An 18,016-nucleotide genomic window follows, 5' to 3' on the forward strand; every position below is an offset into this window, starting at 1 on the left:
CTCAGCTCCTCTCCGGCAGCAGTTCGTCGATCCGCACGGCGGGCGCGGGCGCCCGCCGCACCGGCAGCGGGTAGCCCAGTCCGCGGGTGAGCTCCGACCACAGCCGCGACAGCGTCAGGTGGTACTGCCCCGCCGCGAGGGGGTCGACGCCGTCGGCGATGGCCTGCCGCATGGTCAGCAGCGAATGTCGCACTCCGTCCGGCCACACCTGGTCGAAGACGTCCCGCACGCCGGGCGCGGTGGACGGCCCCAGGCACGCCACCGTCGGGGTGGCGTCCACTCCGTCGAGGGCGAAGGTGCCGCTGTCCTTGGGCACGTGGACGGCGGGACACCACAGCACCGGCCCGTGGGTGCTGGCCAGCACCAGGGTGCCCGCCTCGGTGCCGAGGGTGACCTGGTGCCGCAGATGCGTTGGATGGTCGAGATCATCGGGTACGACCTGGTTGTTCACCCGCAGGGTGACCGGCACCCCCGCGATGACCGCGTTGACGCACCGGTCGGTGAACGCCGACCGGGCCAGGCCGTGCAGTCGTTGCGAGATCTCCGACGGTTCCAGCGCCCACGGGCTCAGTCCGCCCAGGGTCTGCCCGATGATGTCGAGCAGATCGTAGGACACCTGGACCGCGCAGCTGGCGTCCACGAAGGTCGCCGGGTGGGTGCGCAGCAGTCGGTGCGCCGCGTCCAGGAACCGACGCACCGGCTCCAGATGCAGGTAGAAGGTGTTGACGCCGAACATGACTCGTCGCCGCGCGGCGACCCGCAGGCAGTCGGCGAGTTCGTCGGCGCGCACCGGATGTTCGAGCAGTACCGGGATGTCGCGCGCCAGGAACGCCTGGGCGAGTTCGGCTCCGGGGCCGCCGCCGACGCCGCTGGGCACCACCACACAGGCCAGATCCACACCGTCGGGGACCTGGTCGGGCGCGGTGTGCAGCGGCACCCCGTACTCCCGCGCGCAGGCGCGGGAGCGTTCGCCGCCCCGGGCGAGAATGCCGGTGAGCTGGAACGGTTCTCGTTCCAGGGCGCGCAGGTACACCCGGCCGAAGCCGGTACCGCACACGAGGACTTTCACAGTGTTCCTTCCTCGCCGAGCAATGGCGGAATCACCCGGAGCGGGTCGAGCACATCGTCGGCGCTGTGGCTGCCGGGCGGGATCTCGCCGTCCAGGACGGCGCGGGCGGTGGTGGCCGCGATGGTGGCGGTGAGGTCGGACCCGGCACGCAGCCGCGCGCGGTGGACCGTGCCGTCCACATCGGTCAATTCCGCTGTGATGACCAGATATTCGGTTCGGCCCGCGGTATCCGCGGCGGCTGCCGCCAAGAGCTGTTCGACCGTCGGCGCACCGCCGCGCAGCAGGCGCCGCACGCAGTCGCCGTCGAAGCGGGTGCTCCAGTCGGAGCCGGTGAGCCCCAGTGCCCGATCGACGCGGGCCGCCTGCTCCCGCCATCCGTCGGAGGTCGCGAGGAACTCCCGTGCCGCCGCGGGGGTGAACCGGTACAGGCCGCCCGCGGTCACCGATAGCCGCGCGGGCCGCACCCCGCGGGCGGCGGCCAGGTAGCGCGGCAGCAATCCGGCCGCCCCGGGCATGGCACCGGCGTCGTAGACGGCGATCCGCTCGTCCCGGCCCGGGCCTGCTGGACCCCCGGGCCGTGCGGCCTGACCAACGAGCCGTGCAACCGGATCGCCGGGTCGTGTGGCCGGATCGCTGGGCCGTGCGGCCAAGTCGCCGGGCCGCGCAGCCAACTCGCCGGGCCGCGCAGCCAACTCGCCGGGCCGCGCAGCCAACTCGCCGGGCCGCGCGGCCGGGTCGACGTAATCGGCTCCGGCACTGTGTATCCGGTCCGCGACGGGCACGCCGGTGCAGTTCACGACCACCGCGCAGCCGGTGGCCCAGTGCCGCAGGTCGGTGAAATCCGCTCGGGTGCCCGGCCGCACGGCGTGATCGGAGAGCATGCCGAGCAGGGCCGACCCGACGGCTCCGGTCGCGCCGAGCACTCCGATGACGGGACCGGCCGTCACAGCCGCGCGGTGAGGTCGTGGGCCAGGCAGGTGAAGTGGTTGCCGGGAATCTCCACGACATCGAGCCGACCCAGGCACACCGTGGACCAGTAGTCGGTGAGATCGCCGGACATGCCGGAGACCAACCGCATCCCCTCGCGCGGTCGCAGCAGGGTGATGTCACCGGCGTACAGCGGCGGCGCGTGCCGACTGGCCGCTTGGAAGCTGTTGCGGAACACCGCGAACTGGTGCGGGTCGGTGGTGATCCGCGCGATCCGCTCCTCCGGTGACAACTCCGCGAGGCCGCCGAAATCGAGTGATCCGGCGGGTATCCGGCCCGGTGTGGCGGCCAGGATACCGGCGAGGGCGCGACCCAGTTCCTCGGTGTCGCCCGGATATCCCAGTGTCGCGGGGTCGGCTCCGAGCGCCTGCGCGAAAGTGCCCTCCAGCACCATGGGCTCCTCCACCTCGAATTCCGGTGGGTAGCTGCTGATCACGGTGAGCCGGTCCACGCTGCCGCCGCGTTCGGTGAAGGTCCGGGCCACCTCGGTGGCGAGCAGGCCGCCCAGGCAGTAGCCGACCAGGCGGATGGTGGTGTGCCCGGCCGCGAGCAGCGCGTCGGCGTAGTCCGCGGCGAGGCGGTCGATGAGGACCTCCGGGGCGATCTCGGCGAAGGCGCGGGGGTCGGGCACCGCCAGGCCGAGCACCCGCCGGGTCGCCGACAGGCGCGCGGCCAGCCGTTGATAGGGGGCCATGGTGCCCAGCCCCTCGTGCACCAGGACGATGACCGGGTGCGGGTCGCTGGGCGGGCCGCCCAGGTCCACCAGCGGCGTTGCGGGAGCGGCGGATTCGGGGTCACCGGCCGCACGCAGGTGACCGGCCAGGTCGGCGAGGGTGGGCTGATGGAGGAGCTGGCGCAGGATGCTGTCGAAGTAGAGCGGGTGCGCGAGGGTCACCTCCTGCTGCACCCGGCCCGCGATCTGGCTCAGCATGACCGAATCCGCGCCGAGCCCGAACAGATTGGCGGTGCGCGGAATATGGCGGCGGCGCACCACATCCGCGATGATGCCCGCGAGTTGACGCTCGAGTTCGTCGCGGGGTTCGTCGTCCGTTCCGGTCGCCCGATCCGCCGCGGCGGTGCGGATATCGGCCAGCGCCGCCAGGGCGCGCCGGTCCACCTTGCCGTTGTCGGTGAGCGGCAGTGCGGGCAGGGTTTCGATCACGGCGGGAACCATGTAGTCGGGCAGGGTGGCGCGCAGCCGATCGGTGATCGAGGGGCAGGCGACGAAAACGTGCTGCCCCAGCGGTTCCAGAGGGTGTCCCGGTTCCGGAAGGCAGGTCACCTGTCCGAACGGCTCGAGTTCGGACAGCCATTCCTCGCGGGTCAGGAAGGTGCGCCCGGTGTCGGCGCGCTGGTCCTCCGGCGCGGTCATCATGAACGCCTGCGAGGCCAGCACCTCGTGATGTTCCCGGGTGGGCTCGGTGATCACCAGGGTGCCGCCGGGTGCGAGGAGTTCACGCAGCCAGCCCAGGGTGCGGCCGGTGTGCCGGGCGTTGTTGAGCACGCCCGCGCACAGGATGAGGTCGAAGGACTCCGGTGCGAAGCCCTGCTCGCGGGGCGGGACGTCGATGTCGTAGCGGGCGAAGGTCAATCCGGGAAAGCGGGCGCGTCCGTGCTCGAGCAGGTACGGCGACACATCGGTGTAGACGTAGTCGCGGGTCGGCGCGTATCCGGCGGCGAGCACCTCCGCCGTCGTCGCGCCCACCCCCGCACCGACCTCGAGCACCCGGCGCGGCGCACGCCGCCGCACCGCCTCGGCCGCGACGGCATTGAGGTACCGGGTCATGATGTTGGTCCGGTAGGCGGCCTCGGCCACCGCCATCCCCCCGTCGGGGAACATGAGCGTCATGGGATCCAGCTCACCGCGCAACACCTCGGGCATGGACTGCGCGCAGGTGTGCAGATAGTCGATCAGCCGCTCGTCACACAGGTCCGGCACGGTCAGTTCCCGCACTCGCCCCCAGACACCGGTCGCGCCGCGATCGGCGACCGAGGCAGCGGCGGCGGTGCGGGCGTCGGTAGGTTCAGGGGACGGGTTGTCCCGCAGCACGTTTCGCCAGCGGCGCAGCAGCTCACGGTGGCGGGGGGCGACCTCGTGATCGGCCACCGCGTCGACGGCGGCGCGGGCGTCGGCCAGGACGGCCGCGTCCAGCGCGTGCGCGAAGTCGGCGATTCGCTCGGCCTCGACTTCTCCCGATGGCGCACCGGCGGCGGACTTCCGCAGGACCTCGGCACCGGCCTGGTGCAGCGCGGACTCGGTGAAGGCCACCAGCCGCCGCGCGGTACCCTCACCCTGGACCACCACTGCTGCCGCCGCGACCTCCGGGTGCGCCGCCAGTGCCGCCTCGACCTCGGCGAGTTCGATACGATGCCCGCGCACCTTCACCTGATTGTCAGCGCGGCCGAGGAATTCGATGGTCCCGTCGGGCAGATAGCGCCCGAGATCGCCGGTGCGGTACCAGCCGTCGCCGAACTTCCGTTCGGTCAACCCATCATCATCACGGTACCCGAGCGCCACTCCCGCGCCGCCGATCCACAGTTCACCCGGCACCCAGTCCGGGCAGTCCCGGCCGAGCGCGTCGACAATGCGGAAACGCTGATTGGCCAAGGGTTTTCCATAGGGCACACTGGTCGCCCCCGGTGCCAGGTCTTCGATCTCGTGGCCGATGGACCAGATCGACGCCTCCGTCGCGCCGCCCAGGCTGATCAGCCGCGCCTTCGGCAGCCGCTCCCGCAGCTGCGCGGGCAGCGCCACCGGGATCCAGTCGCCGGACAGCAACGCCACCCGCACCGAGGGCGCGTCGCCGGGCAGATAGTCGGCGAGCATCTGCGCTTGGGCCGGAACGGAATTCCAGATGGTCACGCCGTGGCCGGTGATGAGTTCGGCCCAGTGCGACGGATCGGCGCGCCGGTCCGGATCGGGCAGGACGAGGCAGCCGCCCGCGCCCAGCACGCCGAAGATGTCGTACACGGACAGGTCGAATCCGAGTTGGGCCAGCCCCAGCACCCGGTCGTGCTCGGTGACCTCGAATCGGGAGTTGATGTCCTCGATGGTGTTGCGCGCGGCCGCGTGCGAGATCATCACACCCTTCGGGGTGCCGGTGGACCCGGAGGTGTAGATCACGTACGCGAGCGCGTCCGGGTCGATTCCGGGTGACGGCGGCTCGGCGACATCCGCGCCGGTCTCCGGGATCTCGGTGAGCACGTGGTCGATTCCGTCGAGCATCGCGGCGCGGCGCGGGGCGGGCTGATTGGTGTCGACCGGAACGTACGCGGCCCCGGCGAGCACGACGCCCAGCACCGCGGCGATCTGGTCGAGGCCCTTGTCCATGGTGACGGCCACCAGATCGCCCGGCCGCACCTCGGCGCGCAGCGACGCGGCGACTCGCCGGGCGCGCATGAGCAGTTCGGCGTGGCTGAGCACCCGGCCCCCGGCGATGACGGCCGGGCGGTCGCCGTGGCGGCGCGCCGCCGCGAGCCAGGGTTCGTGCAGCAGGCCGGTGGGCAGGTCGGCGCGAGTGTCGTTGACCGCCTGCCGGATTCGCTCCTGATCGGCGGGCAGCGGATACGGCGGGCCGATGTCGGCGGGTCCGGTCAGCAGTGCCGCGAACATGTCGAACGCGGCCTCGGCGAGTCCGTCCGGGAACACCCCCTCGCGGACATCCCAGCTGACGAGCATGGTGTCGTCCTGCTCCACGGCCTGGCAGTCGATCCACACCTGCGGGGTCTGGCTGATGCCGTACCGCACCTCGGTACCGCCGCCCAGCACACCCGTGAAAACCACCGGCATGAGTGCCCGCCCGCTGTCGGTGGCGTCGCTGGCCGCCCGGCGGCCGAGTTCGCGCAGCACCTCCACCCCGGAGTAGAGCCGGTGGTCGATATCGGACAGCAGCCTGGCGCCCAGTCGGCGCGCCCGTTCGACCAGCGGCACCGGCTCGGTGAGATCGACCTCCAGCAGGTTGACCGAGGTGAAGTCACCGACCAGGGCGCAGACCTGCTCGTGCAGGGCAAGGCGGTTCTGCAACGGCATATTGATGGTGAAGCGCGGGTTGCGGCTCCACCGTCCGATGGCTTCGGCGTACGCGGCGAGCACCAGGGCCGAGGTCGTGACGCCGTGCGCGGCCGCACTGTCGCGAACCGTAGGGATTCGCCGCTGGAGCCGGTGGAAGCGGACGGAGGACTCGGATCCTCCACCATCGGCGGCCAGCGGCAGTTCCGGGGCGGGCGGCAGGTCGGCGAGCCGGTCCAGCCAGTAGTCGCGGTGCTCGGCGTAGTCGGGACCGTCCCGCAGGGCGCGCTGGGCGAGTACGTAGTCGCGGAACGAGATATCGATCGGCGGCAGCGGCTCACCGCGCAGCAGGGCCAGCAGTTCGCCCACCAGCAGTTGCACACTCGCGAAATCGGCGATGAGCAGATCGACCGAGATGTGCAGCAGCCAGCCCGGGGTCAGGCACAGTGTGTGCAGCGGCCAGTGCGCGGCGTCGTAGCGGGCGTGGCTCAGTTCGGCGCGTACCCCTTCCGCCGAGTCGTCGCGGCGCACCCGCACCGGCGGCACCTCGGGCAGGACCCGCTGGGTTCCGGTGGTCGGGTCGACGACCGCGCGCAGCATATCGTGGCGGCGAACGAGTTCGGCCCAGGCCGCCTGGACCGCCTCCGGATCCACGTCGCCGAGCCAGACTTCGAGGTAGCCGTGGCAGGAGACGCCGCCGTACTCGAACGCGTCCGTCTGGCCGAGCAGGTAGGCCGACTGCACATCGGTGAGCGGGAACGGTTCGAAGCGCTGCTCCGGGGCGGGTGTCAGGGTGCGCTGCGCGGACAGCAGGGCGATGACCTCGTCACGGTGCCGTTTCAATGTCTGCTTGTCCGCGTCGGTGAAGACTCCGGCCGGGGCGCGGTAGCGCAGTGCGCCCTCCTCGGTCCACAATTCGATGCCGAGGCGGCGCAGGCGCGCGATCAGCTGGGCCGGATCGGCTTCGGCCGCAACGGTATCGGCGGGATGGGTGTCGGTTGGGCTGTTCACAGCTCCCCTTCCTCGATTCGCCGGGTGTCGATGAACCCCGCGAGGTCGGCAATGGTCGGCGCGGAGAACACTTCGCGCAGGGTCAGTCGAATGCCGTGCTCTCGGCGCAGGCGTTCGGTGAGGCGGGTGACGATGAGGCTGTCGCAGCCGAGTGCGAAGAAGTTGTCGTCGCGGCCCGGTGTCACCCGCAGCAGTTCGCCGAGCAGTGCGGCGAGCAGTGTCTCGGTGGGGCCGGTCGGCGGGTCCACGGTGATCTCGTGATCGAAGTCCGCGAGCGCCCGCCGGTCGACCTTGCCGTTGGCGGTCAGCGGCAGCGCGTCCAGCACCGCGAGCGCGTGCGGCACCGCGTACGCCGGCAGCAGGCCGCGCAGATGTTCGCGCAGCGCATCGGTGTCCGGCGCCGGGCCGTCGGGGTGGGGTACGACGAATCCGGCCAATCGCCGCCGCGTCCGCGCACCCGTCGCCACGGCGACACCGTCGGCGACGCCGGGGTACGACACCAAGGCCGATTCGATCTCGCCGAGTTCGATGCGGTGACCACGGATCTTGACCTGGTGGTCGGTGCGGCCGAGGAATTCGAGGGTGCCGTCGGCCCAGAACCGGCCCCGGTCCCCCGTCCGGTACCAGCGCACACCGTCGTGCGGGACGAACTTCGCGGCGGTCAGCTCCGGGTCGCCCCGGTAGCCGCGCGCCACGCCCGCCCCGCCGATCCACAGTTCGCCCGCGACCCAGTCCGGGCAGTCGCGGCCGAGGTCGTCCACGACGCGATAGCGCTGTCCGCGCAGCGCGTGACCGTAGGGGATCGAGGTCCAGTGCTCCGGAACCTCGTGCACCTCACAGGCATTGGACCAGATGGCGGCCTCGGTCGCGCCACCGAGGGCGACGAATCGGCAGTCGGGTGCGACGGCGTGCAGCCGGGCGGGTGAGTCCAGGTTCACCCAGTCGCCGGACACCAGGACCAGCCGCAGTGACAACGTCGCCGTGTCGGTGGCGGCCAGCAGCATGTCCAGCAGGGTCGGGACGGTGTTCCACACGGTGACGCGGTGCTCGCTCACCAGCCGCGACCAGGTCCGTGCGTCGCGGCGCGCGTCCTCGTCGATCAGCACCAGTGTGCCGCCGACCGACAGCAGACCGAAGATGTCGTACACCGACAGGTCGAAATCGAGTGCGGAGACGGCGAGTACGCGGTCGCGGGAGTCCACGCCGTAGCGTTCGTTGATATCGGTGACGGTGTTGTACGCGGCGGCGTGGGTGATCTCCACGCCCTTCGGCTCCCCGGTCGAACCGGAGGTGTAGATGACATAGGCCAGCGCGTCGGGCGCGGTCGGCACCGGTGCCGCCGCGGGCGCGGGGGCGGGGGCGAGGAACCGTTCGATATCGTCGATCACGATATCGGCACCGGCGGCGGTGAGCACCCGCTCCCGTCGCGCCGCGGGCTGGTCGACGCCGATCGGCAGGTAGGCCGAACCGGCCGCGAGAACACCGAGTACCGCGGCGATCTGATCGGGGCCCTTCGGCAGCGATATGGCGATCACCTGGTGCGGCGGCAGCGTCGCGGCGATGCGCAGGGCGCGGTCGGTCAGCTCGCCGTAGGTGACCTTGCCGCCCTCGTGGACGAGCGCCACGGCGTCCGGCCGTTGCGCGAAGCAGGCATCGTGCAGGAGGCCGTGCCGTGCTCGTCCGGTGCCGATGCCGCGGTCGGGCGCGACGGGCGACGAGACCGTGGTCGCGGCCCGGTCGCCCAGCTCCCGCACCAGCTCTTCGAACGCCTGGAACAACGCGGGAACCGTTCCCTCGCAGAACAGTTCGTCCACCGTATCGAGGGCGTACGCCAGCCCGCCGTCCGCCTCGTGGACCTGGAGGTCCATCCAGACCTGCGGCGTCTGCGAGATCGCCCACACCTTCTCGCCGAAGCCGGAGGGGTCCAGCGACAGCCCGTCCTCGGCCACCCCGAGCGCACTGGTGAACACGACCGGGAAACCGACCTGTTCACCGTGATGGCGGGCGAGTTCACGCAGCACCCACATGGGTGAGACGTCGCGGTGGTCGAGATCGGACCACATGCGCTCGTGCAGCCGCCTGGCGGAGTCGAGAATCGTGGCCGCGCTGCGGAATTCGGTGAACAGCAGGGAGGTGAAATCGCCCAGCACCCGATTGATGTGCGGGTGCGCCGCGACGCGGTCGAACAGGGTGACATTGACGGTGATGTCGGGACGGCCCGACCATCGGGCCAGCACCTCGCCGTAGCAGGCGAGCAGCAGCGTCGTCGGGGTGAGACCCTCCGCGCGGGCCGTGCGCCGCAGCCTGTCCCACGCGTCGGCCGACAGCCGACCGGAGCGGCGCACGAAGCGCGGCACGCCCACGGTGGCCGGATCCACCCGCAGCGGCGGGCTCGGTGCGGGCGGCAGTTGGGGAATCCGGTCCAGCCAGTACCGGCGGGACTCCTCTCCCGCCGCGGGCCGGATCTGGATCATGTAGTCGCGGAAGGAGACCTCGATCGGCGCGAGTTCGACGTCCGGATTCCGGTAGAGCAGATCCAGTTCGGAGAACAGGATCATCATGCTCAGCCCGTCCAGCACGATATTGTCCAGGCTGATGCCGACGCGGCCGTCGGAGCCCAGTCGCACGTCGAACAGCGGCCAGGTGTGCGGATCGAGCACCTGATGGGACATGAGTGCGCGAATATCGCCGTCCGCCCGCCGCATTCGCCACTCCGGCAGGTCGGCGACCCGCAGGATCCGCTGATTGCCGTCGGCGTCGAAGACCGCCCGCAGCATCTCGTGGCGGGCGATCAGCGCCCGCCACGCCCGCTCGAACCGCTCCGCATCCAGGTCGGGGCAGTCGAATTCGCTGTAGTAGTGGGTGCCGACACCGCCGAGGGCCGCTCCGCTGCCGCGCCCGATCCAGTACGCGCGCTGGATATCGGAGGCGGGGAACGGTTCGTACCGCGCCGCGAGATCCGCGGTCACGGTACGAACGCCAGCCGCGTCGTCGGCACGCAGCCGGGCGGCGAAACTCGCTACGGTGCGGTGCGTGTAGAGCTCGGCGAGTTTCATTCCGGTGAAACGGCCCACCATCCGGGTGGCGAGCAGGGAGTCGCCGCCGAGGGCGAAGAAGTCGTGTTCGCGGCCGATGCCGTTGACGCCCAGCACTTCCGACCACACCGCCGCGACCCGCTGTTCCGCGGCCGTGGCCGGAGGCGTCACCGCGACGGTCGGTTCGGGCGCGGCGAGCAGCGCGGTGAGCGCGGCCCGGTCGATCTTGCCGTTGGCGGACAGCGGCAGCCGAGGCAGCACCCGAATGGTGTCGGGCCGCATCGGTTCGGGCAGCCGCTCGGCCAGGAAGGCCGCCAGATCGGCGGTATCCACCGGGACTCCGGTCCAGGCGGCCGTCAGGCTGAACAGGCTGCCGTGCGCGGCGGCCTGCTCGACGGCGAATCCGCTCGCGGCCAGCAGTTCCTGCCAGCGCCGGGGTGCGAGCATCGGATCGCCGCCCGGGAAGCCGCCCTCGAGGAGCGCTGCCGAGAGCAGTCCCAGCGGGGGCAGTTCGGGCTGTTCGACCAGCACCAGCGCGCCCTTGGGGCGCAGCAGATACGCCGCGGCCGACAACCCGGCGGCCGGATCGGGATAGGTGTGCAGGGTGGCGAAGGCGAGCACCAGATCGCACTGCCCGTACAAGGTTTCGGGGATCTGCCCGGTGCGCGGGAGGCGCGTGTACTCGATGGCGTCGGCCGCCAGCGCGGGGTCCTGGTCGATCGCGGCCAGCAGGCGGTCACCGAGGTTGTCACCCAGTTCGGCGACGCGCACCGGCCGTGCGGTCCGGCCCGACAGGTGGCGCACCACATCCAGGACCGCGTCCAGGGCCATCGTGGTCTCCGGCAGCGACCACAGCAGCGTCGTGGGCGCTAGCACGGGGTGGTCGAGCAGCGTGAGCGGGTCGCATTCCCCCGACAGCACGCGCGCCAACGGTTCGACCGGGAGCGGTTCCGCCGGAAGCACACTCGCCGGAACCGAACCCACCGGAAGCACGTCGACTGGCAGCGAATCCGCCGAGAGCGGCTCGACAGACCCGTCCGCCCGGTCCAGCGCCGCCCGACCGGTGTGCGCGGTGACGGTCGAGACCCGTGCCCCGTTGTCGCGCAGCCACTCCCGCCACCGTTCCACCAGCGGTTCGAAGCGCCCGGCAATGTGGTTCGCGTCATCGAGCAGCCGCGTGAGCGTGGCGTGCACGACCGGTACCTGATCCGTGGCCGCCGCGCAGGGTGGGTCGAAGGCGGTCCCATCGACCGGTTCGCTCACCGGTGTGACGGCCGCGGCCAGCCGGGTACCGGCGAGCACCGTGACCGCGCGGCCCACCGCGGGGTGCGCGAGCAGTGCGGCGTCGATCTCCCCGGGCTCGATGCGGTGGCCGCGCACCTTGACCTGATGGTCCATGCGGCCGAGGAATTCCAGGGTGCCGTCCGGTCGGTGGCGGGCGAGATCGCCGGTGCGATACCAGCCGTCGACGAAGCGCTCCCGGGTGCGGTCCGGATCGCCGAGGTAGCCGCGCGCCACCCCGGCACCGCCGATCAGCAGTTCACCGGCCACCCAGTCCGGCCGGTCGCGGCCGAGCGGGTCGACCACCCGGCAGGCCACCTCGCGCAGCGGCGTGCCGTAGGGAATCGAGCCCCATCCGGCGGCGGGATCGCGGAAGTCGTGCGCCGCCTCGGGTGTCACGAGCTGGACGGTGGAGTGGATGGCCGTCTCGGTGGTGCCGCCGAGGGCGGCGAAGACACAGTCGGGGGCGGCCGCGTGCAGGCGGGCGGGCAGGTCGACGCCCACCCGGTCACCGCCGACCAGCACCGTCCGCAGCGGCAGTTCCCGGGCGGTCGACACCAGCATGTCCAGCACGGCCGGAACGCAGTTGAGGACCGTCACGCCGTGCCGGATGACCAGCTCGGCCCACGCCGCCGGATCACGCCGCTGCTCCTCCCCCACCAGCACCACCGTGCCACCCGTGCGCAGCGGGGCGAAGATATCGAAGACCGACAGGTCGAAGTCCAGCGCCGACACCGCCAGCGTGCGGTCCCGGCTCGTCAGGGCGAAGCGCTCGGTGAGATCGTCGATGGTGTTGACGGCGGCGCTGTGCGGAATCCGCACGCCCTTGGGATCTCCGGTGGATCCGGAGGTGAAGATGACATAGGCCAACCCCTCCGCCTCGTCCGCGGGCAGCGGTCCGGCATGCCGGAGTATCCGCTCGCGCCGATGCGCGGGCTGATCGACGCCGACCGGCACATAGGCCGACCCGGCCGCGAGAATCCCCAGCACCGTGGCGATCTGATCCGGCCCCTTCGGCAGCCGCACCGGCAGCAGCTGCCCGGCCGGGAGGTCCGCGGCGATCGCCCGCGCCCGCCGCGCCAGCTCACCGTAGGTGAGACAGCCGTCCTCACCCCACAGCACAGCGGGTGCGCCGGGCCTGCTGTCGGCCAGCGCGAAGAACGGCTCGTGTAGCGTCGCGCCGACCGAATCCGGCAGCCCGCCAGCATCATTCGAGCCAGTACCCGAAGTGGTGGCGTTCACCGCGTCGCGGACGGCGCGCTGCTCGGTGGGCAGCAGCCTCGGCACCGGGCGGTCCCAGGCGGTGGCGTCGGTGACGAGCAGGTCGAGCAGATTCGTGTAGGCGGTGAACATGGCGTCCAGGACACCGGGGGCGAAGGCGTCGCGGCGGGCGTCCCAGTTGACGAGCAGGCCGCCGTCGAACTCGGTGACCTGCGCGTCCAGGGTGACCTGCGGTCCCTGCGAGATGATCCAGACCGGATCGCCGAAGCACGCGCGCACCTGCGGCGCGAACAGTTCACCCAAGCCGAGGGCGCTGGTGTAGACGACCGACGCGAGCTGGGCGTCCCCGTGGTGGCGGCTCAGATCGCGGAGCACGTCCACGCCGGGATAGTCGGCGTGCGCGGCGTCGGCGCGGAACCGCCGTTGCAGGGCCGACGCGCGCTCGGCGAAGGTACCCGGCACCGCCGTGTCCACCGCCACCAACACCGACGAGGTGAAGTCGCCCACCAACCCGGCGACATCCGGGTGCAGGGGCTCACGGTCGAACAGCGGCACATTCAGCAGAAAGGACGGCTGCGCACTCCACGCGCCGACGACCTCGGCGAACACCGCGGCAATGGCCACGGCCGGGGTGATCCCCCGCTGTCGAGCCCCCAACTCGAGCCGCCCGCGCGCATCGGGCGACAACCGATGATGCTTGCGAACCACCCGAGTCTCGTCCCGCCCCGAGACCGAAGCGACCGACGCTGGAGCACTCGGCGCTGAGGCGGGCGGTGCGGAAACAATCGGGGGCGGAAGACTGGGCGCGCCGGGAAGTTCGGGTAGCCGCCCGCGCCAGTATTCCTGCGCCGCGCGGTATTCCGGCCGATTGCGCACTAGCTCGCGATGCTCGGCGAGGTAGCGGCGATAGCTGTAGCGCAGTTCGGGCAGCGGCGCTCGCGGGTCGCGGTACAGGGCGGCCAGGTCGGAGAACAAGATGCGCAGGCTCTGGGCGTCGGCGGCGAGCATATCCAGGTTGACGTGTACGCGCGTGCCGTCGGGAGTCAGCGAGAGCTGGATGTCGAACACCTCGCCGCGCGCGACGTCCAGCTGCCGATGCGAGAGCTCCGCTCGCAGTCGTTCGAGCCCGGCCGGATCGGACCGGAAGTCGTTCACTCGCAAGCCGTTCCACGGACTGCGCGCAAGCACGCGCTGGCGTCCGTCGGCGTCGAAGCTGGCGCGCAGCATGTCATGGCGCGCCAGCAGCGCCGTCACCGCGGCCTCCAATCGGCCCGGATCCACGTCCCGACCGTCGAATTCGTTGTAGAAGTGGGCCGCGACTCCGCCGAGGCGCTGGCCGGGCTGCCGACCGACCCAGTAGGCGTGCTGCATGGTCGCCAAGTCGAACGGTTCGTCGACGGCCGACTCGTGGTTCGACGCGGGCAGTACACCCGCGCCGGAATCCGGCCGGAACGCGCGCCCCGATTCCGGTGCGTCGGCGGCCTCGGCAGCCGCATCGCGCTGGCCCGCCGCACGCTCGGCGACCATCTCCACCCAGGCCGAGAGCCGCGGCCGCTCGAGCAGGTCGACGAAGCGCACCCCCGATCCGGCGCGCCGCCACCGCCCGGCCAGCGCCATGGCGCTGATCGAGTCGAGGCCACGCTGCAGCAGATCCTCCTCGGGATCGAGTGTTGTCGGTGGTACATCGAGAACCGTTGCGACGGCAACGATTACATCGGAGGCCGATAACGACATCGGCGGCCCTCCTCACTGGAAAGTGGTGCGCGCACAGGCTAGCCTAAACGGCAATGATTTTCATTAACAGTAGTATCAGAGTTCGACGGACCGAACCACTGCGCTCGGCCGACCGTCGAATCGGCGCGATGAACCAGGAGGCCCAGCGGGTGGGAGACCGACGATGCGTGAACTGATACAGCCCGGCCGGACCCGGCTGCTGGCGGCGATCGGCTGCCAGCTACTCGCCGCGGTCGCGGGCGTGGTGCCCTTCGTGGCGGTCGCGGAACTGGGGCGCAGGCTGCTGGCCGCGGAATCGCCCTGGCCACCGGTGATCGCGGCCGCGATCGCCCTGGCCGCGCGGCTCGGCCTGTCCCTGCTCGCCGCATCGCTCACGCACTACGCGGACAATGACATTCAGCTCTCGATCCGGCGCTCGATCGCCCGGCACCTGGGCCGGGTGCCGCTCGGCTGGTTCGACGACCGCGGCGCGGGTGACGTGCGCAAGGCCGTCGGCGACGACGTGACCGCCCTGCACCACCTGGTCGCGCACACCGCCCTGGAGATCGTCAATGCCCTGGTGGTTCCGCTGGTCTGCCTGGTCTACCTGTTCTGGGTCGACTGGCGCATGGCTGTGATCACACTCATCCCGCTCGTCATCGGCATCGAGTTGTACCGGCGCACCATGGCGGGATTCGGGGCGGGCATGCGCGCCTACAACGACGCCATGGCGGCCATCAGCACGAGCGCGGTCGAATTCGTCCAGGGGATCGCGGTGGTGAAGGCATTCGGCCAGACCGGGCGCGCGCATCGGCGCTACCGGCAGGCCACCGACGAGTTCTGTGACTTCTTCATCGCCTGGATGCGCCGGGTCAGCTCGGTATCGGCGGCGGCCAATCTGGCCCTGTCACCGGTGAGCATGCTCGCGGTCATCCTCGTCGGCGGTACGGTCCTGGTGACGACCGGACACCTGGACGCGGTGGATCTGCTGCCGTTCGCACTGCTCGGGCTGGCGTTGTCGGCTCCGCTGCAAACCCTCAGCCAGAGTGGACAAGCCGTGCAGACGGGCATGCGGGCCGCCACCGATATCCGGGCGCTGCTGGCGACGCCCACGCTGCCCTACGGCACCGCCGCCCCGTCCGCGCACCGCAACGGCACCGGCGGCGTTCTCCGGTTCGAGAACGTCGGCTTCAGCTACGACGGCGAGACCGCGGCCCTGTCGGATATCGACCTCGAACTGCGGCCCGGCACCGTCACCGCCGTCGTGGGGGCCTCGGGGTCGGGCAAGAGCACACTGGCCGGGCTGATTCCGCGATTCCACGATCCGGATACGGGGCGAATAACGCTCGACGGCACGGATATCCGTGAGCTCTCCGAGGAAACGCTCTACCGCAGCGTGGGTTTCGTCTTCCAGGAGGTGCGATTGCTGCGCATGAGCGTGCGCGACAACATCGCCCTGCCGCGGCCGACGGCCACGCTCGCCGAAGTCGCCGACGCGGCGCGAGCGGCGGCCATCGACGAACGCATCCGCGCCCTGCCCGACGGTTACGACACCCGGGACGCGGCGTTCTCCGGCGGTGAGGCGCAGCGTGTTTCCATCGCCCGCGCACTACTGGCCGATGCCCCGATCCTGGTGCTCGACGAGGCCACGGCGGCGGTCGACCCCGAATCGGAGACCGCCATCCAGCAGGGCCTGTCCCGGCTCGCCGCCGGGCGCACCGTCCTGGTAGTGGCCCACCGGCTGGGCACCATCACCGAGGCCGACCAGATCGTCGTGCTCGACCGCGGCCGGGTCGCCGAGCGCGGCACCCATGCCGAACTGCTGCAACGAGATGGCCGGTACGCGGCCATGTGGGCGACGTGGAAGGGAGCCGACGCATGATCGGCCTACTGGTGAAGACCATGTCCGAGCGGGGCACCGACAGCACACCGGCGGTGAGCCTGACGCTGCTGCGCCGCACCCTGATCACCACCGTGCTCACCGCGGTCGCCCAGGGCATCGCGTTCGCCCTGCTGGTGCCGGTGCTGCGCGCACTGCTCGGCCCGGAGCCCGGCGACGCCCGACCCTGGTTGGTGGCCTTCGCGATCACGGCCGTCGGGTACGGCGTGCTGTTCCTGTACGGCGCGCGATCCGGTTACGAACTGGGCGGAGCGGTGCTGCGGACGCTGCACCACCGACTCGGCGACCACCTCGCCACGCTGCCGCTGGGTTGGTTCGGGGCGCAGCGTGTCGGTGAACTCGGCACCCTGGCCAGCGAGGGCGTACTCCAGGTGGCCAACGCCACCGCCAATCTGGTCCGGCCACTCGTGGCCGCGGTCGTCACCCCCGCCACGGTGGTCCTGCTCATGTTCGTCTTCGACTGGCGGATCGCGCTCGCCGTCCTCGCCATGACCCCGCTGATCGTGCTGGCGTACCGGCTCACCGGCCGACTGGTGGAGCGCGCCGAGAACGGCGCGCACGCCGCCACCGCCGCCGCGGGCACCCGCGTGGTGGAATACGCGCAGGCGCAACGGGTGCTGCGGTCGTGCGGCCAGACCGTGCGCGGGTTCTCGGCGCTCGACGACGCCCTCACCGCCCAACGCGATGCCGGCCGCCGGCTGGTCACCGCCGCCGTCCCCGGCCTGGTGAGCTTCACCCTCGTGGTGCAGGCGGTGTTCACGGTGGTGCTCTGGTACGGCACCTACCTGGCCGTGGGCGGATCCCTGGACACGCCGACACTGCTGGCCCTGCTGGTGCTCGCGGTCCGGTTCGTGGAACCGATGATCGCCGCCGCCGAACTCGGCAGCGCGTTGAAGGTGGCCCGCAACCACCTACTGCGCATACGCGAGGTACTCGATACCCGACCGCTGCCCGAACCGGCCGCACCGCTGCGTCCGCAGCGCACCGACATCGACTTCGACGGCGTCAGCTTCGGATACGGCGGCGCGGGCACGAATCCGCCGGTGCTCGACGATGTCTCGTTCACCATCCCGGCCGGGAAGCTCACCGCGTTGGCCGGTCCCTCCGGTGCCGGTAAAACCACCGTCACGCGGCTCATCGCCCGCTTCTTCGACACCGACGCGGGCGCGGTGCGGATCGGCGGGCACGATGTGCGCGACATCCCCACCGAGACCCTGATGTCCATGCTGTCGCTGGTGTTCCAGGACGTGTATCTCTTCGACGGCACCATCGCCGACAACATCCGGCTCGCCCGCCCCGACGCCACCGACGAGCAGGTGCGGGCGGCCGCCGCGGTGGCACGCGTGGACGAGATCGTCGCCCGGCTGCCGCAGGGCTGGGACACCCGGGTCGGCGAGGGCGGCGCGATCCTCTCCGGCGGTGAGCGGCAGCGGGTTTCGATCGCCCGCGCGGTGCTCAAGGACGCACCGATCGTGCTCGCCGACGAGCCGACCTCCGCGCTCGACCCGGAGAACGAGGCCGCCATCCGCGACGGTCTGCTCACGCTCGCCGAACACCGCACCGTGCTGGTCATCGCCCATCGGCCCGCCACCCTCGCCCGCGCCGACCAGGTGCTGTTCCTGTACGGCGGCACCGTCACCGAATCCGGCGGCCACCGGGAACTGCTCGCGGCGGGCGGGCGGTACGCGCGTTTCTGGCGCGACCGCGACCGCGCCCAGGGATGGCGTCTGGCCCCGGAACCCACCACCCCGTCGGACACCGGTGCCGCACTGGTGGAACAGGAGTCGTAA

General features: G+C 71.3%; 6 protein-coding genes. 2 read left to right on the forward strand and 4 right to left on the reverse strand.

All coding sequences use genetic code 11. From position 1 onward, the window contains the following. Position 1: 1 nt before the first annotated feature. The 4 genes from QJS31_RS00980 to QJS31_RS00995 are packed head-to-tail and all read right to left on the reverse strand — an operon-like array spanning position 2 to position 14,347. On the reverse strand, positions 2–1,069 hold the full coding sequence (locus QJS31_RS00980) for a Gfo/Idh/MocA family oxidoreductase (protein WP_282786147.1): 1,068 nt from the start codon (positions 1,067–1,069) through the stop codon (positions 2–4). After that, the gene (locus QJS31_RS00985; RefSeq protein ID WP_306355727.1) at positions 1,066–2,016 is read right to left on the reverse strand and encodes a hypothetical protein; all 951 of its coding nucleotides are present in this window, start codon (positions 2,014–2,016) and stop codon (positions 1,066–1,068) included. Before QJS31_RS00985 ends, QJS31_RS00980 begins: the two co-directional genes overlap by 4 nt. Beyond that, entirely contained in the window at positions 2,013–7,076 is a 5,064-nt protein-coding gene (locus tag QJS31_RS00990) for a non-ribosomal peptide synthetase (RefSeq protein ID WP_306355728.1), read from the reverse strand. Before QJS31_RS00990 ends, QJS31_RS00985 begins: the two co-directional genes overlap by 4 nt. Continuing rightward, on the reverse strand, positions 7,073–14,347 hold the full coding sequence (locus tag QJS31_RS00995) for a non-ribosomal peptide synthetase (protein WP_306355729.1): 7,275 nt from the start codon (positions 14,345–14,347) through the stop codon (positions 7,073–7,075). Before QJS31_RS00995 ends, QJS31_RS00990 begins: the two co-directional genes overlap by 4 nt. 163 nt (positions 14,348–14,510) lie before the next feature. On the opposite strand from QJS31_RS00995, the gene QJS31_RS01000 reads away from it, so the two are divergent. Further along, positions 14,511–16,208, forward strand: coding sequence for an ABC transporter ATP-binding protein (locus QJS31_RS01000; RefSeq protein ID WP_282785410.1), 1,698 nt, complete (start codon positions 14,511–14,513; stop codon positions 16,206–16,208). Further along, positions 16,205–18,016 carry an ABC transporter ATP-binding protein gene (locus QJS31_RS01005; RefSeq protein WP_306355730.1) on the forward strand — a complete coding sequence of 604 codons (1,812 nt, stop codon included), beginning with the start codon at positions 16,205–16,207 and terminating at the stop codon, positions 18,014–18,016. The genes QJS31_RS01000 and QJS31_RS01005 overlap by 4 nt, the downstream gene beginning before the upstream one ends.

It is taken from the genome of Nocardia sp. CC213A, assembly GCF_030766805.1.
GTDB classification, from domain to species: Bacteria; Actinomycetota; Actinomycetes; order Mycobacteriales; family Mycobacteriaceae; genus Nocardia; species Nocardia otitidiscaviarum.

Coding starts and splice junctions, on each gene's coding strand:
- QJS31_RS01000 (WP_282785410.1), top strand. CDS start 14,511: ATGCGTGAACTGATACAGCCCGGCCGGACCCGGCTGCTGGCGGCGATC.
- QJS31_RS00995 (WP_306355729.1), bottom strand. CDS start 14,347: ATGTCGTTATCGGCCTCCGATGTAATCGTTGCCGTCGCAACGGTTCTC.
- QJS31_RS01005 (WP_306355730.1), top strand. CDS start 16,205: ATGATCGGCCTACTGGTGAAGACCATGTCCGAGCGGGGCACCGACAGC.